This is a genomic window from Tessaracoccus sp. SD287 (genome assembly GCF_017355265.1).
GTDB lineage: Bacteria > Actinomycetota > Actinomycetes > Propionibacteriales > Propionibacteriaceae > Aestuariimicrobium.
This window is the reverse complement of the sequence record NZ_JADIJQ010000022.1, coordinates 13,095-31,784: the sequence shown is the minus strand read 5'-3', so window position 1 is coordinate 31,784 and position 18,690 is coordinate 13,095. Positions and strand designations below refer to the sequence as shown.

General features: G+C 69.4%; 19 protein-coding genes. 5 read left to right on the top strand and 14 right to left on the bottom strand.

Annotated features, from left to right (window positions below; all coding sequences use genetic code 11):
- Window positions 1-18 precede the first annotated feature (18 nt).
- Both IPV09_RS09830 and IPV09_RS09825 read right to left on the bottom strand, forming a co-directional pair.
- Window positions 19-654: a hypothetical protein gene (locus IPV09_RS09830; protein ID WP_207475067.1), complete on the bottom strand. Its 636-nt coding sequence runs from the start codon at window positions 652-654 to the stop codon at window positions 19-21.
- Window positions 655-657: 3 nt separating this feature from the next.
- The gene (locus IPV09_RS09825) at window positions 658-1,137 is read right to left on the bottom strand and encodes a sigma-70 family RNA polymerase sigma factor (RefSeq protein ID WP_207475066.1); all 480 of its coding nucleotides are present in this window, start codon (window positions 1,135-1,137) and stop codon (window positions 658-660) included.
- Between the two features lie 109 nt (window positions 1,138-1,246).
- Between IPV09_RS09825 and IPV09_RS09820 the strand changes: the two genes are divergently transcribed.
- A complete protein-coding gene (locus IPV09_RS09820) occupies window positions 1,247-2,281 on the top strand; it encodes a PHP domain-containing protein (protein WP_207475065.1) in 1,035 nt (344 codons plus the stop codon).
- A gap of 23 nt (window positions 2,282-2,304) precedes the next feature.
- On the opposite strand, the gene IPV09_RS09815 is transcribed toward IPV09_RS09820, so the two are convergent.
- The gene (locus tag IPV09_RS09815; RefSeq protein ID WP_207475064.1) at window positions 2,305-2,817 is read right to left on the bottom strand and encodes a GNAT family N-acetyltransferase; all 513 of its coding nucleotides are present in this window, start codon (window positions 2,815-2,817) and stop codon (window positions 2,305-2,307) included.
- Window positions 2,818-2,908: 91 nt separating this feature from the next.
- Here IPV09_RS09815 and aceE point away from each other — a divergent pair, with 91 nt between their 5' ends.
- Window positions 2,909-5,671 carry a pyruvate dehydrogenase (acetyl-transferring), homodimeric type gene (gene aceE, locus IPV09_RS09810; protein WP_370590276.1) on the top strand — a complete coding sequence of 921 codons (2,763 nt, stop codon included), beginning with the start codon at window positions 2,909-2,911 and terminating at the stop codon, window positions 5,669-5,671.
- A gap of 231 nt (window positions 5,672-5,902) precedes the next feature.
- The gene (locus tag IPV09_RS09805) at window positions 5,903-6,283 is read left to right on the top strand and encodes a DUF3052 domain-containing protein (RefSeq protein WP_207475062.1); all 381 of its coding nucleotides are present in this window, start codon (window positions 5,903-5,905) and stop codon (window positions 6,281-6,283) included.
- Between the two features lies 1 nt (window position 6,284).
- Here the strand turns inward: IPV09_RS09805 and IPV09_RS09800 are convergent, their stop codons facing one another.
- From IPV09_RS09800 to IPV09_RS09770, 7 genes are all read right to left on the bottom strand, one after another.
- Window positions 6,285-7,109, bottom strand: a complete 825-nt coding sequence (locus IPV09_RS09800; protein WP_207475061.1) for a hypothetical protein — start codon at window positions 7,107-7,109, stop codon at window positions 6,285-6,287.
- A 14-nt stretch (window positions 7,110-7,123) separates the two neighbouring features.
- Window positions 7,124-8,926 (bottom strand): ABC transporter ATP-binding protein, encoded by a 1,803-nt coding sequence (locus IPV09_RS09795; protein ID WP_207475060.1) that lies wholly within the window; start codon window positions 8,924-8,926, stop codon window positions 7,124-7,126.
- 66 nt (window positions 8,927-8,992) lie between these two features.
- Window positions 8,993-9,862: a metal ABC transporter permease gene (locus IPV09_RS09790; RefSeq protein WP_207475059.1), complete on the bottom strand. Its 870-nt coding sequence runs from the start codon at window positions 9,860-9,862 to the stop codon at window positions 8,993-8,995.
- Window positions 9,859-10,791 (bottom strand): metal ABC transporter permease, encoded by a 933-nt coding sequence (locus tag IPV09_RS09785; protein WP_207475058.1) that lies wholly within the window; start codon window positions 10,789-10,791, stop codon window positions 9,859-9,861. The genes IPV09_RS09790 and IPV09_RS09785 overlap by 4 nt, the downstream gene beginning before the upstream one ends.
- A complete protein-coding gene (locus IPV09_RS09780; RefSeq protein ID WP_207475057.1) occupies window positions 10,788-11,540 on the bottom strand; it encodes a metal ABC transporter ATP-binding protein in 753 nt (250 codons plus the stop codon). The genes IPV09_RS09785 and IPV09_RS09780 overlap by 4 nt, the downstream gene beginning before the upstream one ends.
- The gene (locus IPV09_RS09775; protein WP_207475056.1) at window positions 11,537-12,466 is read right to left on the bottom strand and encodes a metal ABC transporter substrate-binding protein; all 930 of its coding nucleotides are present in this window, start codon (window positions 12,464-12,466) and stop codon (window positions 11,537-11,539) included. The genes IPV09_RS09780 and IPV09_RS09775 overlap by 4 nt, the downstream gene beginning before the upstream one ends.
- Before the next feature lie 9 nt (window positions 12,467-12,475).
- Window positions 12,476-13,111, bottom strand: a complete 636-nt coding sequence (locus IPV09_RS09770; RefSeq protein WP_207475055.1) for a hypothetical protein — start codon at window positions 13,109-13,111, stop codon at window positions 12,476-12,478.
- Window positions 13,112-13,229: 118 nt separating this feature from the next.
- Between IPV09_RS09770 and IPV09_RS09765 the strand changes: the two genes are divergently transcribed.
- Together IPV09_RS09765 and IPV09_RS09760 are read left to right on the top strand one after the other, a co-directional pair.
- On the top strand, window positions 13,230-13,697 hold the full coding sequence (locus tag IPV09_RS09765) for a GatB/YqeY domain-containing protein (RefSeq protein ID WP_207475054.1): 468 nt from the start codon (window positions 13,230-13,232) through the stop codon (window positions 13,695-13,697).
- A gap of 15 nt (window positions 13,698-13,712) precedes the next feature.
- Window positions 13,713-14,903: an aminotransferase class I/II-fold pyridoxal phosphate-dependent enzyme gene (locus IPV09_RS09760; RefSeq protein ID WP_207475053.1), complete on the top strand. Its 1,191-nt coding sequence runs from the start codon at window positions 13,713-13,715 to the stop codon at window positions 14,901-14,903.
- 22 nt (window positions 14,904-14,925) lie between these two features.
- On the opposite strand, the gene IPV09_RS09755 is transcribed toward IPV09_RS09760, so the two are convergent.
- The 4 genes from IPV09_RS09755 to IPV09_RS09740 form a co-directional block, all read right to left on the bottom strand.
- Window positions 14,926-15,621, bottom strand: a complete 696-nt coding sequence (locus IPV09_RS09755) for an ABC transporter ATP-binding protein (protein ID WP_207475052.1) — start codon at window positions 15,619-15,621, stop codon at window positions 14,926-14,928.
- On the bottom strand, window positions 15,618-16,760 hold the full coding sequence (locus IPV09_RS09750; protein ID WP_207475051.1) for an ABC transporter permease: 1,143 nt from the start codon (window positions 16,758-16,760) through the stop codon (window positions 15,618-15,620). Before IPV09_RS09750 ends, IPV09_RS09755 begins: the two co-directional genes overlap by 4 nt.
- A gap of 92 nt (window positions 16,761-16,852) precedes the next feature.
- Entirely contained in the window at window positions 16,853-17,428 is a 576-nt protein-coding gene (locus tag IPV09_RS09745) for a TetR/AcrR family transcriptional regulator (RefSeq protein WP_207475050.1), read from the bottom strand.
- A 97-nt stretch (window positions 17,429-17,525) separates the two neighbouring features.
- Window positions 17,526-18,548: a hypothetical protein gene (locus IPV09_RS09740; protein ID WP_207475049.1), complete on the bottom strand. Its 1,023-nt coding sequence runs from the start codon at window positions 18,546-18,548 to the stop codon at window positions 17,526-17,528.
- Window positions 18,549-18,690 lie beyond the last annotated feature (142 nt).

The following is an 18,690-nucleotide window of genomic DNA, read 5'->3' as shown; positions in this document are numbered from 1 at the left end:
ACCCCCCCGGCTGCCGGGTCAGCAGTCCTTGGCGCGATAGACCAGCCAGACGTCTGCCTCGGTGGGGGTGGGTCGATGCCCGACCCTGATGGCTGGCATGGTGATCTCGCAATTTGGATCGCTGCCCTGCTGGACGTGGATGGGTGCGCCGACCTTGCCAATCGTGCTGGAGCCGTTCGGCCAAGGCCCATCCCAGACCCGGCGGGCACGATCCTGGATCTCGACGATATTGCAGGGCACCGTTCCGAGTCGCTCCCCAGGCGTGCCGGGCTCGTCCGTCTGGGTGTAGATCTTGCCGTGCCAGTAGAGCATCGCCGTGTAGGCAGGGATCTCGACGAATCCGGGGGTGGATTTCGGCGACGGGCAGCCTGCGGGGAACGAGGTGGGGGAACCTGCTGACCTGTCGGTTGACGTGCTGGGGTGACTGGTCACAAGCCGGCTCCCGGTGGCGCTGGGGGTGGCCGTGGTCGCAAGGACCGCCTGGTCGCGCACCGGCACCAGTTGGGTTGCCACGGTGAAGGCAGCCACCGCCACCACGGCAGCGGCACCGGCGCCGAAGACCCGGTGACGCAGCAGGCGCCGGCGCCCCGCGTTGGCGACCTCGATCGGGTCAATCGGATCGATGTCGGGAACGAGGTCTCTCAGGATGGGCATGGTTCAGTCCTCCAGCAGGTCAGCAAGCTCGGTGTGGGTCCGCAGCCGCGCCAACGCCCGAGAGCACTGGGTGGTGACGGTCTGCTCACTGCAACCCAGGACGGTGGCCGTCTCCCGCACGGACAGGTCGTCAAGGTGTCTCAGCGCCACGACCGCCCGTTGCTGTTGCGGCAAGGTGGCCAGGGCCGCCGCCAGACTGGCGCGTTCGAGGTGGTGGCCATCGATGGTGGGGCGCTCCGGTGGGTGGTCGGCAGGATGCTCGGGTCGCGGACGTCGTCCCCGCCACAGGTTGAGCATGATCGTGCGCAGGTAGGCACGCGGCGAGTCGGCCTTCTCGACCAGGCGTCGCTTCACAAAGCCCCGGACCAGCGTCTCCTGCGCCAGGTCATGGGCCAGATGGGTGTCGCGGGTGAGCGCCCAGGCCAGCCGCAGCAGGCCGGCCTGCTCACTGCGGACCAGTTCGGCGTAGGCCTCGGGCTCCATGTCCACCCCCTTCACTGAGTATGGACGGGTCCGGGCAGCAGTTTCGTCAACACGACCCGGCGACGACGTCAACACGCCCAGCGGCGCGGCCACCACCTAGGCTGCGGTGATGAGCACCACCCCGGCCACCCTGGCCGCCACCGCCGTCGACCACCTGCGCGAGACCGCATTCTGGATGGAGCGCTCCCGGCAGGAGACCCGCCGCGTCGAGGCCTACCGCAAGGCCGCGGACGCCATCGCCGGACTGGACCCCGAGGACCTCGTCCTGCTGCACGAGTCACCCGGTGGGGTCCAGCAGGTGGCCGGCGTGGGCAAGTCGACGGGTGCGGTGATCACGGCGGCGCTGGACGGGGGAGTGGCCGACACGCTGACGGCCCTGCGCAGTGCCGGCGCGATCCCGCTGGCCACGTCCGACCTGTTCGGTCTGCTGAGGGGTGACCTGCACAGCCACACCCTGTGGTCCGACGGCGGTTCACCCCTGGCCGAGATGGTGGCCGTCGCTGAACGCCTGGGCCGCGAGTACCAGGCCATCACCGACCACTCGCCCCGACTGCGGGTCGCCAACGGCCTCAGCCCCGAACGCCTGCAGCAACAGTGGGCCGAGATCGAGCAGGTGCAGGCCACCCGTCAGGTGCGCATCCTGCGGGGCATTGAGGTCGACATCCTCGACGACGGCACGCTGGACCAGACCCCCGAGCTGCTCGACCAGTTGGACGTGGTGGTGGCCTCGGTGCACTCCAAGCTGAAGATGGACCCCGACGCCATGACCCGCCGGATGGTCACTGCCATCGCCCACCCCCGCACCAACGTGCTGGGCCACTGCACCGGGCGTCTGGTCGAGGGCGGACGCGGCACCCGTGACCAGTCCCGGTTCGACGCGGAACTGGTCTTCCAGGCCTGCATCGACTACTCCGTGGCCGTCGAGATCAACTCCCGGCCCGAGCGCTGCGACCCGCCCGACGACCTGCTGGCGCTGGCTGACGAGATGGGCTGCCTGTTCAGCATCGACACCGACGCCCATGCCCCCGGCCAGCTCGACTTCCTGCAGTACGGGGCTGCCCGCGCCGAGGCCCAGGGCATCGACCCCGACCGGATCATCACCACCTGGCCGCTCGACCGTCTGCTCGAGTTCACCTCCCGCTGAGCACCCGCGTGACGCGAAAGGGTTCACAGCGCCTTGCGCATCTCCAACTCGTCCATGGTCGGGTCCAGGGGGTAGGGGCGCCGCTGGCCGGTCAGTCGCCAGCCAGTGCGCTCATAGAACCTGATCGCTCGCTGGTTGTGCTCATTGACCTCGAGGAAGATCTCGTCGTGGCCGCTTTCACGGGTCCAGTCCTCGGCCAGGCCCACCAGCCGCTCGGCAGCACCGCTGCCACGCACCTCGGGTGCCAGGTAGACGGCACCCAGCCACACCCGCACCGGGCGACTGAACACGTTGACCATGGTGGCAGCCTGCCCGCGCCAGCGTCCCTGCCCGTCGACCGCCACGAAGACGGCGGCAGTGCGCGGCATCGCCAGACGCTCCTGGTGCTGGCGTCGCCACACCTCGTCGGGGGTCGCGGCAGCGTCGTCCCACGTCTGCAGGTAGGCAATGGGGGTGTCGGCCAGCATCTCGAGGCGCAGGTCGCGGGCCTGCTCCCACTCCTCGGCGCGGGCCGGGCGGAACTCCATGGTCGACATGGCAATCAGTGTGGCGGTTTCTCGGGGCGTTGGCACCGCAAAGGACCCCACGGGTAGGCTGAACGGCAGTCACGATGAAAGGACTGCGAGCGTGAGGCAACGCGATGAAGTTGGCCCGATCCTGAACGGCCTCCCGACGAACCTGCCGGACACCGATCCGGAGGAGACCCGGGAATGGATGGATTCGCTCGAGGGCGCCATTGAAAGTGGTGGCCGCAACCGTGCGCGCTACCTGATGCTGCGGCTGCTGGAACGCTCCCGCGAGCGCCAGATCGGTGTCCCGTCGCTGACCAGCACCGATTACGTGAACACCATCGCCCCGGGGCAGGAACCCGAGTACCCCGGCGACGAGGACATGGAACTGCAGGTGCGCAGGATGCTGCGCTGGAACGCCGCCATCATGGTGCACCGCGCCCAGCGCCCCCACATCAGCGTCGGCGGCCACATTTCCACCTACGCCTCGGCGGCCACCCTGTACGAGGTGGGCATGAACCACTTCTGGCGCGGCAAGGACCACCCCGGCGGCGGCGACCAGATCTTCTTCCAGGGCCACGCCAGCCCCGGCATGTACGCCCGCGCCTTCCTCGAGGGTCGCCTCGACGAGAAGCGCATGGACGGCTTCCGCCAGGAGTTCTCGGCGCTCAAGGACGGCAAGCCCTACGGCCTGCCCTCCTACCCGCACCCCCGCCAGATGCCCGACTTCTGGGAGTTCCCCACCGTGTCGATGGGCATCGGCCCCATGAACGCGATCTACCAGGCGCAGTTCAACCGCTACCTGCACAACCGCGGCATCAAGGACACCTCACAGCAGAACGTGTGGGCCTTCCTTGGCGACGGCGAGATGGACGAGCCCGAATCGCGCGGCTTCCTGCAGCTGGCGGCCAACGAGGAACTCGACAACCTGAACTTCGTGATCAACTGCAACCTGCAGCGTCTCGACGGTCCGGTCCGTGGCAACGGCAAGATCATCCAGGAGCTCGAGGCATTCTTCCGCGGCGCCGGCTGGAACGTCATCAAGGTCATCTGGGGTCGCGAGTGGGACGAGCTGCTGTCCCAGGACACCGACGGCGCCCTGGTCAACCTGATGAACGCCACCACCGACGGCGACTACCAGACCTACAAGGCCAACGACGGCGCCTACGTGCGCGAGCACTTCTTCAACCGTGACCCCCGGACTGCTGCCATGGTCCGCGACTGGTCCGACGAGCGCATCTGGCGCCTCTCGCGTGGTGGTCACGACTACCAGAAGGTCTACGCGGCCTACAAGAGCGCCACCGAGTTCACCGGTGCCCCCACCGTGATCCTGGCCCAGACCATCAAGGGCTACATGGTGGGCAAGCACTTCGCCGGACGCAACGCAACCCACCAGATGAAGAAGCTGTCGCTGGAGGACCTGAAGAACTTCCGTGACCGGCTGCGCATCCCGATCAGCGACAAGGTGCTGGAGGAGGATCCGTACGCGGCCCCGTACTACCACCCCGGCAACGACGACCCGCGGATCAAGTTCATGAAGGCGCGCCGCGCCGAACTGGGCGGGAGCCTGCCCGAGCGCCGCGAGAAGCCCAAGCCGATCAAGCTGCCCGAGGACAAGTCCTACGCCAGCGTCAAGAAGGGGTCGGGCAACCAGAAGATTGCCACCACGATGGCCTTCGTCCGGCTGCTGAAGGACCTGATGCGGGACAAGGAGTTCGCCCCGCACGTCGTGCCGATCATTCCTGACGAGGCCCGCACCTTCGGCATGGACTCGTTCTTCCCGACGATCAAGATCTACAACCCGCACGGCCAGAACTACACCCCGGTCGACCACGAGCTGATGCTCGCCTACCGTGAGGCCACCAACGGGCAGATCCTGCACACCGGCATCAACGAGGCTGGTTCGGTCGCGGCCTTCACCGCTGCCGGCTCGGCCTACGCCACCCACGGCGTGCCGATGGTGCCGATCTACATCTTCTACTCGATGTTTGGTTTCCAGCGCACCGCCGACTTCATCTGGGCGGCCGCCGACCAGTTGTCGCGCGGCTTCCTGATCGGTGCCACCGCAGGCAAGACCACCCTGACCGGTGAGGGCACCCAGCACATGGACGGCCACTCGCCGCTGATGGCTGCCACCAACCCGGCGGTGCTGGCCTACGACCCGGCCTTCGGCTACGAGATCGCGCACATCATGCAGGACGGCCTGCGCCGGATGTACGGCGAGAACGCCGAGGACGTCATCTACTACCTGACCATGTACAACGAGCCGATGCAGCAGCCCGCCGAGCCGGAGAACCTGGACGTCGAGGGCCTGCTCAAGGGCATGTACCTGTTCAAGGAGGGCAGCTTCGAGGGTGTCGGTGAGGACGCGCGCCGCGCCCAGCTGCTCGCCTCCGGCGTGGGTCTGCCGTGGGCCCTGGAGGCCCAGGAGCTGCTCAAGCAGGACTTCGGGGTGGTCGCCGACGTCTGGTCGGTCACCAGCTGGTCCGAGCTGCGCCGCGAGGCCATGATCTGCGACGAGCAGGCGTTCCTGCACCCCACCGAGGGGAACCGGGTGCCCTACGTCACCCAGGCGCTGCAGGATCGTCCCGGCCCGGTGCTGGCCGTCAGCGACTACATGCGCCAGGTCCAGGACCAGATCGCCCAGTGGGTGCCCGGCGACTTCGCCTCGTTGGGTGCCGACGGCTTCGGCTTCTCCGACACCCGCGCCGCGGCCCGCCGCCACCTGCACATCGACGGTCCGTCGTTGGCGGTGCGCACCCTGCAGTTGCTCGCCAAGCGCGGCGAGGTCCCTGCCGAGTGGGCGCAGCAGGCGGCCGAGAAGTACAAGCTGCTGGACGTGAACGCCGGCACCTCGGGGACCGCCGGCGGCGACGCCTGAGTCGCTCTGCGCCGATCACCACAGGGTCCGCTCCCTCGGGGGCGGGCCCTGTGGCGTCCCACGGGTTGGTCGGCTGGGCGGCTGGGGTGGACCCCGTCTTTCGCGTCGGGTCCGATCTCTGGCAGTCTGGTTCCCACAATGGATGTCCCTGATCAGCGGGGACGACAGCAGCAGGAGGGTTGGGCACAGGTGGTGGCCGCGACAGAGCGGGAACTTGGAGTTCGGACGGCAATGAGTCTGACTGAAGGAATGGCCGTCCAGGAGCTCGGATGGGATGCCGACGTGGACGAAGGACTTCGGACGGCGGTGATGGACGCCATCGACGACGACCTGGTCGAAGAGGCTGTCGAGGCGGTCGACGCCGTGCTGCTGTGGTGGCGCGACGAGGACGGTGACGTCGCCGACGGTCTGGTCGACTCACTGACCGACCTGTCCACGACGGGGGTGATTTGGTTGATGACCCCGAAGGTGGGGCGTCCCGGCCACGTCAACGCCCAGGACATCGCCGAGGGTGTGAACACCGCCGGGATGGCACTGACCACACCGGTCGACGTGTCCGACCACTGGCAGGCGCAGAAGGTCGTCCGGCCCAAGGCCACGACCCGGCGCTGAGCTACTGCTGAGCCGCGTCCTGGTCGGCGACGAACCGTCCGGCCAGGGCACGCCGGCGCCGCAGGTCCCTGCCGCGCAGCACACCGGTGGCCCGCCACAGCAGCCAGGCCAGGGTGACCGCCACCAGTCCCACGGCAGCCAGCCCCAGCATGACCAGCAGGAAGTCCCAGTCGAGCGTGCCCAGAGCGATCAGTGCGGCGACCTTGGCCACCGGCGCGATGAACACTCCGCCGACGCCGAGCAGCACCGCCACCACCCGCAGCAGTGGGACCACGATGACACCGGAGCCGGCGTCGGTCCGCAGGGCGGGGATGCCGCGGCCGAGTTGGCCGGGCCGCTCGACGGCCCACGCGACCAGCACCTTTTCACGGGCGCGGTCGACATGGGCCTCCACCGCCTCCCGCACGGCCCACAGCAGGCAGGCCAGCGCCAGGCAGGCGGCCGAACCGATCACCAGGACCGACGCCGCCCCCGTGAACCGCCAGCGGCCGGTGAACGGGTTGCGCGCCCCGTCCAGCAGACCCAGCACGATGCCCACACCACCCATCAGCAGGAACCCCCACCCGGTGAGCATGAACAGCGTCGTCAGCACCGTGCCCAGCGTCCGCGCCACCGGGGCGGCGGCGGCCGAGGCCTGCTCGGCCTCGCGCAGTTCGGCGGGTTGGGCGGGGTGGTCGCAGTCAAGGTCGGCCCGACGCTCGGCGCGCAGGGCGGCGGCGGCCCGACCGCGGTCGGTGGTGGCGAAGTAGCGCTCGACCTGCTCGTCGCTCAATGCGCCGATGACCAGGTCGGTGTGGCTGGTGGTGTCGGTGGTGGTGCCGGTCATGGGTCCCTTCACGCTCAACGCAGAATGTCGAAGCTCTGCAGTCGTTTGCGGTCGGCCTTGGTGCCCGATTCCTGCAGGGCGAGCAGTTCGGCGTAGATGCCCCCACTGGCCGCCAGCTCGGCGGGGGTGCCGACCTCGTCGATGCGACCCTCACGCAGGGTGATGATCTGGTCGACGGTGGCGATGGTCGACAGGCGGTGGGCGATGATGACGCTGGTCCGGTTGACCATCAGCTGCTCCAGCCCGGCCTGGACGAGCCGCTCCGACTTGGTGTCCAGGGCGCTGGTGGCCTCGTCCAGCACCAGGATCGGGGCGTCCTTCAGCATGGCCCGGGCCACGGCGATGCGCTGCTTCTGGCCGCCCGACAGCTTCAGGCCGCGTTCCCCGATCAGGGTCTGGTAGCCCTCGGGGAAGCGTTCGATGAAGTCGGCGGCGTTGGCCCGCGCCGCGGCCTCGCGGACCTGCTCGTGGCTGGCCTGCGGGGCACCGTAACGGATGTTGTCCTCGATCGTGCCCGAGAACAGTGAGGCATCCTGGAAGACCACCCCGACGCGGCGGCGCAGGGCGTCCAGCCCGTGCTCGACGTGGGGGGCGCCGAAGACCTCGATGCTGCCCGCACGCGGCGGGAACAGGCCCATCAACAAGTTGATCAGGGTGCTCTTGCCGCCACCGGACTCACCCACCAGCGCGATGCGTTGGCCGGGGTGCACGGTCAGGTTGATGTCGCTGAGCACGTCGGGGCCGTCGTCGTAGCCGAAGCTGACCCGGTGGAAGGCGACCGCCGGGGCACCGGGCACGGGGACCGGCAGCGGGGCGACGGCAACCTGGGGGTCCAGGGTGGCGCCTGGCTCGTCGTCCTCCTCCAACACCGCGAAGTAGTCACGGGAGCCGGCGATCGCACGCTGCGCGGTGTCGACCAGGTAGCTCATGTTCGCCACCGGGGCCTTGGCCATGCCCACCAGTTGGATCAGCATCACCATGGTGCCGATGCTGAAATTGCCCTGCATGGTCTGGATCAGGATGAGCACGTTGATGCCGAAGAAGACCAGGGCCAGGCTGGTGCGCCGCAGCAGGTCCATCTGGTGCCACCAGCGCGACTGCGGACGGGTCAGGTCGATCGTCTGCTCGTACTCGTGGTCGAAGCGGTCGAGTTCGCGGCGCTGGGCCACGAAGCTCTTGACCACACGCATCTGGGCGATCACCTCGGCGAAGGCGCCGCCGGCGATGTCGACGTGCTCGTTCTTCTGCTTCTCATAGCGCTGCCAGCGTCCGCTGGTCAGCGCCGTCAGCCAGGTGTAGAGCGGGAAGATCAGCACCAGCAGCACCGCCAGCGGCCAGTAGTGGTAGCCGGTGACCACCAGCGCTGCACCCAGGGTGAGCAGCATCGGCAGGAAGCTGTTGCTCATCGACTGCAGGAAGTTGGTCAGTTCGGTGATCGACCGGGTCAGCCGGGCAATCACGGTGCCCGACAGGGTGTTGTCGAAGTAGCGCTGCGGCAGCCGCAGCAGCTTGGCGTAGTAGCGCGACGACAGGATGGCGCGCATCCGCATCGACATCACGTCGCCCAGGTAGCCGCCCCAGTTGCTCAGCACGGCGTTGGCCAGTTCGGCGACCAGGATGCCGACGGCGAACCACACGACCACCGAGATCGCCGCGTCCTGGCCCTGCAGGCGGGCGACGACGTGGTCGGTGGCCCCCTGCAGCAGGAACGGGGAGGCCAGCGCGGTGGCGGCCATCAGCACCGACGCCAGGGCGATGAACAGGTAGTAGGAGCGCAGTTCGTCGACGTGCCGAAGCACCTTCCACAGCGAGGACATTGTGCCTTTCCGGTCAGCGGGCGACGTTTCCGGTGGGGAGGGAACCGGCCCAGACCACCCACGACTCTAGTCGCTGCGGTGCCGACGCCGTTCCCGGCCGCGGGCCAACCCGACGCCGGCCAGCACCACCGCGAACAACAACCCCTGCACCAGGGCCATGCCGGCGCTGGTGGCGGCGTCCAGGGCGAAACTGATCCAGAACCCGGCCATGGCGCCGCCGGCCGCGACCGCGGCCGTGACGGCGAGCATGGACCCCAGCCGGTGGGTGACCAGGTGTGCGGTCGCGGCGGGGACGACCACCAGCGCCAGCACCAGGATCGCCCCGGCGGCGTGGAAGGAGGCGGTGACCGTCAGCGAGACCAGGAACATGAAGGCGGTGTTCAGCAGTCCGGTGCGCATCCCCAGGGTGGTGGCGAACTGCGGGTCGAAGGTGGCGAGCTTCAGGCGTCGGTAGGTGAGCCCGATGAAGCCCACCACCAGGGCCAGCACGGCGAGCATCACGTACAGGTAGCGCGGCCCGATGGAGACGCCGTCGACGTAGACCTGGGCGAAGGCGGCCAGGTTCAGGTCGCCCACCAGCACCGCGTGGGTGTCGAGGTGGATGCCGGCGAAGTCGAGGCTGACCAGGATCACCCCGGCACTGAACAGCGCCGGGAAGACCAGGCCCTGCGGGGCGTCACCGGCGAGCAGGCGGGTGCGGGTGAGCCACTCGCTGCCCAGGACGACCACCAGCCCGGCCACGGCGGCGCCGAGGATCAGCAGCGGGGACTCGAGGTCGCGGGTCAGCGCGTAGCCGACGACGATGCCGGGCAGCACCGCATGGCCAATGGCGTCGACCAGCATGGAGTCCTTGCGCAGCACGATGAAGACCCCCGGCAGGGCGCAGGCCAGGGCCGTCACCAGCGCCAGCAGCATGATGCCGACCAGGAAGCTCATCGGGGGTCCTCGGACAGCAGTTCCCGGCGCAGCGCCGAGCGCAGCCGGGCGCGCCCGATCGCCCGGACCAGGATGCTGCGCCGCGGGGCGGCCAGCATCGAGACGGCGAAGATCGTGAACAGCACCACCACCACCAGCGGACCGGTGGGCACGTCGCCGAGCCAGATGGACAGGTAGGCACCGACGCCGCTGCCGATGCCACCGATCGCCGCCGACAGGGCGACCATGGCCGGCAGGGTGCGGGTCCACTGGCGGGCAGCGGCCGGGGGAGTGACCACGAAGGCGACCATCAACACCAGCCCGACCGCCTTCACCCCGATGACGGTGCCCACCACGATGGTGGTGAACATCAGGGCGTCGACCACACGCCGGTTGATGCCCAGCACCGTGGAGTAGGCCGGGTCAAAGGTGCGCAGCGCGAACTCCTTCCAGAACACCAGCATGATCACCAGCGCGGCGGCCCCGACGACGACGCTGGTGACCAGGTCGGCGGTGGTGATCACCGAGGCGTTGCCGAACAGGTAGTCCTGGATGCCGCCCTTGCCGGGGTAGTCGCCGCGGCTGATCAGGCGCAGCAGCAGCATTCCCCCAGCGAAGAAGGTGGTCAGCACCACGGCCATGGCGGTGTCGATCTTGAGCAGCGATCCCTCCGCGATGCCGTTGGCTGCGGCCACCGCCGCGGTGCCGAGCAGCACCGCGCCGACGATCAGGGCCACCATGTTGCGTCCGTCGGTGCCGAGCACGACCACGCAGAACAGGAACGCCACCAGGGTGCCCGGCAGGGAGGCATGGGAGATGACGTCACTGATCAGGGACTGCTTGCGCAGGTAGGCGAACCCTCCCAACGCCCCGGCGACCAGCCCGATCACCGCCGTGCCCAGGAACACCGTTCGATAGGTGTGGTCGGAGAAGAACTCGACGGGGGTCACAGCGCGAACCCCAGAAAGGCGTCGTCCTCGGTGGCCACCTCGTAGGTGGTGCGGATGTTGGCCTTGGTGAACACCTCGTCGACCGGGCCGGCGGCGACGATGCGCCGATTGAGCAGGGTGACCTGGTCGCAGTAGTCCTTCACGGTGGCCAGGTCGTGATGGACGATGACCACGGTGCGGCCCTCGGCGCGCAACCGGTGCAGCACCTCAACGATGGCCTGCTGGCTGCGGGCGTCGATGCCCTGGAAGGGCTCGTCCATGAAGTACAGGTCGGGCTGCTGCGCCAACGCCCGGGCCAGGAAGACGCGTTGGCGCTGCCCCCCGGACAGTTCGCCGATCTGTCGGGTGGCCAGGTCGGCCATGCCGGTCTGGTCCAGGGCGTCGGCGGCCCGCTGACGTTCGGCACGGCCGGGTCGTCGGAACCAGCCCAGACCGCCGTAGGTGCCCATCAGGACCACGTCGGCGACGGTGGTGGGGAAGTCCCAGTCGACGGTGGTGGCCTGAGGCATGTACCCGACCCGGCGGCGCACCGCGTCGAGGCGCTGCCCGAAGAACTCCGAGTGTCCGGTCAGGGGGGTGACCAGGCCGAGCATCGCCTTGAGCAGGGTCGACTTGCCGGCCCCATTGGGCCCGATCACGCCCATCACCACCCCGGCGGGTGCCTCGAAGTCGACCCGGCGCAGCACCGGGTCGCGTCGGTAGGCGACGCTCAGGTTGACGGTGCGGCAGGCCGGCACGGGTGGGTTCATCGGGGTTCCCCCAGGGCTTCGGCGATGGCTCGCGCGTTGTGCAGGAAGACTTCCAGGTGGGTGTCGACCTCGGGTTCGGCGCCCAGGGAGTCGGCGTGCAGTTGCTTGTCGGAGACGCGGACGTCCCACCCCAGGGCATGGACGGCCTCGGTCAGGCTGGTGATCGCCTGCGGGTTGGCCTGGTTGTCCTGGAAGATGACCGGCACCCGGTTCTCGGCGATCACCGTCGCCAGCGCGCTGAGCTGGCGGGCGCTGAGCCTGGCCTCGGTGGACACGAAGTCGGTGGCGCGCACGTCCAGGTCGTAGGTCGCGCCGAAGTAGCCGAAGGCGTCGTGGCCGCTGATCAGCATCCGCGGCGGCCGCACCGTGGCCAGCAGTTCGGACGCCTGCCGGTGCACCTCGTCCAGTTGGCTGCGGTACTGGGCGGCATTGCGGGCGTACTCGGCGGCCCGGCCGGGGTCGATCTCGCTGAGCTTGTCGGCGACGTAGCTGATCACCAGGGACCACGCCCGGGGGCTGTTCCAGACGTGCGGGTCGTGCAGGGGGCGGCCGCTGCTGTCGGTGCTGGGCAGGTCCAGCAGCAGGTCGGCGGGAAGTTGCTCGCCGACCGCCACCTGGCGTCGTCCGAGGCTGCGCAGCTGGTCGTCCATCTGGGCCTCGAGGTGCAGACCGATCCAGAAGACCACGTCGGCGCCGTGGATGGTCGCGATGTCGCGGGTCGAGGGCTGGTAGGTGTGCGGGTCGCCGCCGGGGCCCACCATGGTCGAGACGTGCGCGTTCGGGGCGATGGTGCGCACGGCATCGGCCAGGTGGCCGGTGGTGGCATAGACCTGCAGGCGGCCGTCGTCCGCGGGGGAACTGCATCCCGCCGCCAGCAGCAGCAGGACCAGGCTGATCGTGGCTGCCCACCACCTGCGCGCACCCATCGCGACCCCTCAGCCGGTGATCTCGGGGCGGTGCGAGGCTTCGAGGCGCTGCAGGGCCTGGCGGGGCAGCACCACACCGAGGACGTCCAGGATGGCGCGCAGCGCCTGCATGGTCGCGTCGAACTCGGCGCCGGTCACTGACTTGGCCTTCTCGGCGAGCTTGGCGGCTCGCGCACCCTGCTTGGCGTCACCGAGCGCGGCGGCGCCGTGGCGTTGGGCGTGGTCCAGAGCCCGCTGCCAGGTGGCGCGCAGGTCGGCCACCCAGCCCTCCAGGACGGTGACGTCGATGGTGTCCAGGTCCGAGTGGGCCAGCCGCGCATACGAGGTGTCGAAGGCTGCCGTGGTCGCCACGGTGGCATCGAACAGCGCGTAGTGGTTGATGTAGTCAGCGATGTCGGTGCGCAGGGCCCCGTACTGCTCGGCGACCGAGGTGAAGCCACGGATGGCCGCGGCGCGACGCAACTGCTGCGACTGGGCCGATTCGAGGGCATGCCGCGGTGCGGCGGTGACCTGCTCGGGCTCGGAGCCGATGCCGAGCCAGTCGGCGGCGCGCAGGCCCAGTCGCTTCGCCTCGCCCGGCTTGCTGATCACACGGATGGCGAGGATCACGGCGAGCACGGCCATGATGATCATCATCTGCGCCATGTCATGCTCCTCTGCGTGCGTCGGTGCACGCTCACGGTAGCGCGACGGCACCGACAGTATGGACCATGCGCGTCCGGGTGGCCGCGTGACAGACTGGCACCCGACGAAAGGAATGCCCATGGCAGAGCTCAAGGACCGGCTGAAGGCCGATCTGGTGACCGCGATGAAGGCCAAGGATGTCGCCGCGAAGTCGAACCTGCGCATGGCGATCGCCGCGATCGGCGTCGAGGAGGTGGCCGGCGAGAGCGCCCGTGCCCTGACCAACGACGAGGAGGTCGCCATCGTCACCAAGGAGGTCAGCAAGCGCCGGGACTCGGCCCAGGCCTACACCGACGGCGGCCGCCCCGAGCTGGCCGAGAAGGAGTCGGCCGAGGCCGAGTTCCTGCAGCAGTACCTGCCCGCGCCGTTGACCGAGGACGAGCTGGACGCGATCGTCGCCGAGGAGGTGGCGGCCGCCGAGGCTGCTGCCGGTGAGAAGCCCACCATGAAGCAGATGGGCGGCATCGTGCGGGCGGTCAACGCCCGGGTGGCCGGCCGTGCCCAGGGCGGTGCGGTCGCCGCCAAGGTCAAGGCCTCCCTGGCCTGAGCCGCTGCCCACACCATGAAGATCTCCGACCGGGCCCGGACCGCCGAACCGTTCCACGCCATGGCGTTCACGGCGCAGGCCGCCGACCTGCGGGCCGCCGGCCACGACGTGGTCACGCTCAGCCTGGGGGAGCCCGACTTCGGGGCACCACCGGCGGTGCGGACGGCGATGCGTGAGGTGATGGACGGCCGACCGCTGCCCTACACCCCGGCGATGGGGCTGCCCGCCCTGCGGACGGCGATCGCCGGGTTCTACCGCGACCGGCACGGCGTGGCGGTCGACCCGGGGCGGATCATCATCACCTCGGGTGCCTCGTCCGCCCTGCTGCTGGTGGCCGCCGCCACGACCGAGGCCGGTGACGAGGTGGTGATGGCCGACCCGTCCTATCCGTGCAACCGGCAGTTCATCACCAGTTTCGGCGGGCGCGTGGTCACCGTGCCGACGACTGCTGCGACCCGCTTCCAGTTGGAGGCCGCCGGGGTGGCGGCGGCCTGGACCGAGCGGACCAGTGCCGTGATGGTGGCCACCCCGTCGAACCCGACCGGCACCTCGATCCCGTTCGACGAGCTGGCGGCCATCTGTGACCTGGCCCAGCAGCGCGGCGCCTGGCGGATCGTCGACGAGATCTACCTGGACCTGTCCGACCCGTCCGCCGACGGCACGCCGGCGCGGACCGTCCTGTCGATCGACCCGGACGCCATCGTCGTCAACAGCTTCTCCAAGTACTTCGGCATGACCGGGTGGAGGCTGGGGTGGGCGGTGCTGCCCGAGGCGCTGGTGCCGGTGGTCGAAACCCTGGCTACCAACTACTTCCTGTGCGCCTCAGCCCCGGCGCAGATGGCGGCGCTGGCCGCCTTCACCCCTGAGTCCTTGGCCATCTGTGAGCAGCGACGTGAGGAACTCCTGGCCCGCCGCGAGCTGGTGGTCGCTCGCCTGGCCACCATCGACCTGCCGGTGCCGGTCGTCCCCGATGGAGCGTTCTACGTGTACGTCGACGTCTCGGGCACCGGACTGGACGCCTGGGAGTTCTGCGAGCGGGCCCTGTCCGAGGCGCACGTGGCGCTGACACCCGGACGCGACTTCGGCACCCACACCGGTGAGCGTCACGTCCGGTTGTCCTACGCCGCGTCGCGGCAGGACCTGGAAGAGGGCCTGCGGCGGCTCGGGGTGTTCGTGGCCGGGTTGCCGGGCGAGTCCGGCCGGTGAGGGCGCCCGGTCGGTGCCGGGCTCACCCCACCTGGGCCAACTCGGGTTGGCTCAGGCTGCCGTCAACCATCTCGAGGGTCCGGTCGCAGTGCTCGAGAACGTCCCGGTCGTGGGTGACCATGACCACCGCCACGTCGGAGGCGTGGGCCTGGTCGGCCAGCAGCTGGACGATTTCGTGGCTGCGGCGCCGGTCCAGCGCTGCCGTGGGCTCGTCGACCAGCAACAGGCTGGGGGAGTTGACCAGGGCGCGAGCAATGCCCACCCGCTGACGTTCCCCACCCGACAGCTCACCCGGACGGTGGCCGGCGCGGTGTCCCATGCCGACCGCGTCGAGCAGGGCGTCGGTGTCCACGTGGCGGTTGCCGGCCAGACGCCCGGCCAGGCGCAACTGGTCGGTCGCGGTCAGCGCGGCCAGCAGGTTGCCGGACTGGAACACGAAGCCAATCGTCCGCAGGCGGAATCGGGTGGCGGCCGCCCTGGACAGGGTGCCGAGGTCGGTGCCGTGCACGCGCACGGTGCCCTGGTCGGGGCGGGTGAGGGCGCCGGCGCTGGCCAGCAGTGAGGACTTGCCCGATCCCGAGGGCCCGACGATGGCGACCAGTTCGCCGGGCATGACGGTCAGTGAGACGTCGTCCAGGGCGCGCACGCGCGAGTCGCCGTCGCCGAGCTCCATCACGACGTTGCGGACCTCGAGGGCAGGAACGCGGTCGTTGGTCATCGTTGGCCTCCCAGGGCGCGGATCGGGTCAATGCGGGTAATGCGAAGGACCGCGACGGCAGCGCCGAGCAGGCCGAGCACGATCGTCAGGACCGATGCGATCGCGATGGGTCCTGCCTCCAGGTCGAACGGCATGGCGTCCGGCATCGCTGCTCCCATGCCGACGCCAGCGGCGACGCCGATCACCGTGAACGCGACCAGCAGGATGCCGGCCTGGCTCAGACCGTCGCGCAGCAGGTAGCGGGTGGAGGCGCCGGTGGCGCGCAGCACGGCGATGTCATGGGTGCGCTGGATGGTCCACACGGTGAAGAAGGCGCCCACCACCAGCGCGCAGATGACGTAGAGGAACACCTGGATCATGCTGAGCGTGAGGGTCTCGGCCTCGTAGCCCGGGGAGGCGTTGAAAGACTCCGTGAGTGTCATCGTCGTGGTGTTGGCGGCCGAGTCGACGGCAGCGACGTCGAGATCCGCCCCGTCGGCGGCCTTGAGGGCGACGACGCTCGAGTACGGAAAGTCGAGAGCGTCGACCTGCTGCTGGGTGGGTGCCCCGGGGCTGGCGGCTCCAGCGGCCATGAGCCGCCAGGTGTTGAGGGGAAGGTAGGCCACGTCGACGTGGCCAAAGGTTGCCTGGCCGTCGGTGAAGCCGATCACGGTCAGCTCGAGGCCAATGCGTTCGAGCGTCACGACGGTGCCGATCTGGACTCCGGAATCCTGCAGCGTGGGTGAGACCACGATCCCGTTGAGAGGGCCGAACCCGTCGCCCGACGAGGTCGCGGGCGAGAGGAAACCTCCGGGTTCGATGCCGAACAGGGTGAGGTCGATCTGGGTGCCGTCGTTGGTGGTGGCGTTGACGATGCTGACCCCCATCGGTTCAGCCGCCTGGACACCGGGTGCCTGCTGCCAGGTCGTCAACTGTTTGTCGTCAACGACGGAGCGACTGAAGGCGTTGTCCGTCCGGGTGCCCTCGTCGAAGGCGAATGCGGTGGCCGGCATCGCCTTGAGACCGGAGACGCCGTCGTTGACCAGACCGGAGGACAGACCGGACAGCAGCACGACGAGCACGGAGATCAAGGCGATCACGGTGCCCATCAGCGCAAACCGTCCGCGAGCGAATCTCAGTTCGCGCAGAGCAAGGAACATGGGGGTCCCGCACCGAAGGTGCCGACACGGTGTCGGTAACTTCGATGATGCCACCCCTGGTTCCGTCGGATCAAATCAGGACGTGCCCGTCGTCAGCGCGGCAGCCCGGTGACCAGCAGGGTCAGGACGTCGGCCGCGACGCGCTGGTGGTCGGTCCCGTGTTCCACGAGCTGGACGCCGGCGCCGAGGACGCCCTGGACCAGCATCGTCCAGTGGGCGGGGTCGGGGACGCCCAGCCCCGACAGCACCTGGACGACCGGGCGCAGGAGCGCGTCGTGCAGGGTCATCAAGTCCTCGAAGCGCTGGGGGCTGAGCTGGGCCTCGCGCAAGGTGCCCGCGATCGCGTGCCTGCCGCTGGCGGCCATTGCCATGGTCGCCTCGACCAGGGCGCGCAATGCGGGAAGCCCCGACTCCACCCCGCTGAGGACCTGCTCGAGCTCTGCGTCCCACCTCTCGATGGCGTCGATGGCGATGGCCACCAGCAGGTCGTCCTTGGTGGGGAAGTAGTCGTAGAAGCTCGAGCGACCCAGCCCCACCCGTTCGCAGACCGCTCGCGGCGTCACGCCTGACACGCCCGCCTCGGCGAGGATGGCCTCGCCGGACCGCAGGAGTGCGGTGCGTTGGCTGGCGCGGTGTTCGTCCACGGTGGCAGCAGAGATCTTCGGCATCCGCTCATTATGCGCCTCAGGTCCGTCCCGGGGCGGCGGGTCCGCTGAAGGCCCAGCTCGCTGACGAACAATGCGAGCTGGGCCCTCATGGGGTCTTTCAGCGGTGGCGGCTCGCGGCGAACCAGTACTGCGCGAGGGTCTTCCCGGCGCGGCCCAACGGGCCGACGACCTCCTTGAGGTCCTTCCTGTCCAAGGGGGTCGCCCGCTCCACTGTAGTGACGACTTCGGCGACGGTGGTTGCGGGGGTGGCCAGGCCCAGCAGGTAGGCGGGCACGTTGAGGGCCGGGTCGATCGTGGCCACCAGCGGCACCCCGACCGCGGCAATCTTCGGGAAGACCGACCCGGGGATGCCGACGGCAACCTGCGCGCGGGCAGAGGCCGCGAGCGACCCCTCCTCGGCGATCTCGAACTCGTCCCACAACGTGCGGTCCTCGCGTGGGTGCAGCCCGACCAGCACGTGCCATCCCGCATCTGCCAGGGCGTGGGCGGAGTCCAGCAACAGTTGGGTGCCGGGCGCGGCGCCGCCGGTGGCTGAGGGGTAGGTAACGCTGGTGAGCACTAGCACCGTCTCCGGCTCCGGGTTCCAGGTGGGCAGCGTGTCGAGCTCGGGAATCCCGACGATTCGGATCCTGTTCTGGTCGATTCCCAGGTGCCCGGCGAAGGTCTGCGCCTCGGCCGCCGAGCTGGCCGTGACGCCGATCAGCCGCGGACGAATCACTTCGGCGAAGGGAGCCAACTCGGCCCGCAGGTAGGCCAGTGAACTGGCGACCACCGGCATCCCGGGGAGTGCCTCGGCCACGGTGGCCGGCCACTGGGTCGCCCCATTGACCACGAGCAGGTCGAAGTCCTGCCCACGGGCCTGGTCGAGGGTGAGGACCGGCACCGGGTCGCCAGTTCCGATGGCGCTCAGGTCGGGCACGATCTGCACCAGCGTGCCGCCGCGGGCGATGACATCGTCCAGCACGGGCTTGACGTGGTAGGTGCCGTAGGGCTCGTTGGTGGCCACGGCAACCCGGAAGGTGCTGGCTGGGGCGGCGCTTGCGCGCCCGGACAGTCCTGCGACCGGCACAGCAGCGGCGGCGCCCAGTACGACACGACGGGAAAGGTTGTTGAGGGTCATGCTTTCGACGCTAGCGGCCTGTGCATCGGCTCATCTGGCGCCCTGGTGAACAATTGGCGACGAATGCTGGCCGCTGTGGTTTCGGCCATTGGCTGAGGCGACGTCGACGCACGCCGGACCGTAGCTGAGGAACATCCGCACC

Coding starts and splice junctions, on each gene's coding strand:
- IPV09_RS09830 (WP_207475067.1), bottom strand. CDS start 654: ATGCCCATCCTGAGAGACCTCGTTCCCGACATCGATCCGATTGACCCG.
- IPV09_RS09825 (WP_207475066.1), bottom strand. CDS start 1,137: ATGGAGCCCGAGGCCTACGCCGAACTGGTCCGCAGTGAGCAGGCCGGC.
- IPV09_RS09820 (WP_207475065.1), top strand. CDS start 1,247: ATGAGCACCACCCCGGCCACCCTGGCCGCCACCGCCGTCGACCACCTG.
- IPV09_RS09815 (WP_207475064.1), bottom strand. CDS start 2,817: ATGTCGACCATGGAGTTCCGCCCGGCCCGCGCCGAGGAGTGGGAGCAG.
- IPV09_RS09805 (WP_207475062.1), top strand. CDS start 5,903: ATGAGTCTGACTGAAGGAATGGCCGTCCAGGAGCTCGGATGGGATGCC.
- IPV09_RS09800 (WP_207475061.1), bottom strand. CDS start 7,109: ATGACCGGCACCACCACCGACACCACCAGCCACACCGACCTGGTCATC.
- IPV09_RS09795 (WP_207475060.1), bottom strand. CDS start 8,926: ATGTCCTCGCTGTGGAAGGTGCTTCGGCACGTCGACGAACTGCGCTCC.
- IPV09_RS09790 (WP_207475059.1), bottom strand. CDS start 9,862: ATGAGCTTCCTGGTCGGCATCATGCTGCTGGCGCTGGTGACGGCCCTG.
- IPV09_RS09780 (WP_207475057.1), bottom strand. CDS start 11,540: ATGAACCCACCCGTGCCGGCCTGCCGCACCGTCAACCTGAGCGTCGCC.
- IPV09_RS09775 (WP_207475056.1), bottom strand. CDS start 12,466: ATGGGTGCGCGCAGGTGGTGGGCAGCCACGATCAGCCTGGTCCTGCTG.
- IPV09_RS09770 (WP_207475055.1), bottom strand. CDS start 13,111: ATGGCGCAGATGATGATCATCATGGCCGTGCTCGCCGTGATCCTCGCC.
- IPV09_RS09765 (WP_207475054.1), top strand. CDS start 13,230: ATGGCAGAGCTCAAGGACCGGCTGAAGGCCGATCTGGTGACCGCGATG.
- IPV09_RS09760 (WP_207475053.1), top strand. CDS start 13,713: ATGAAGATCTCCGACCGGGCCCGGACCGCCGAACCGTTCCACGCCATG.
- IPV09_RS09755 (WP_207475052.1), bottom strand. CDS start 15,621: ATGACCAACGACCGCGTTCCTGCCCTCGAGGTCCGCAACGTCGTGATG.
- IPV09_RS09750 (WP_207475051.1), bottom strand. CDS start 16,760: ATGTTCCTTGCTCTGCGCGAACTGAGATTCGCTCGCGGACGGTTTGCG.
- IPV09_RS09745 (WP_207475050.1), bottom strand. CDS start 17,428: ATGCCGAAGATCTCTGCTGCCACCGTGGACGAACACCGCGCCAGCCAA.
- IPV09_RS09740 (WP_207475049.1), bottom strand. CDS start 18,548: ATGACCCTCAACAACCTTTCCCGTCGTGTCGTACTGGGCGCCGCCGCT.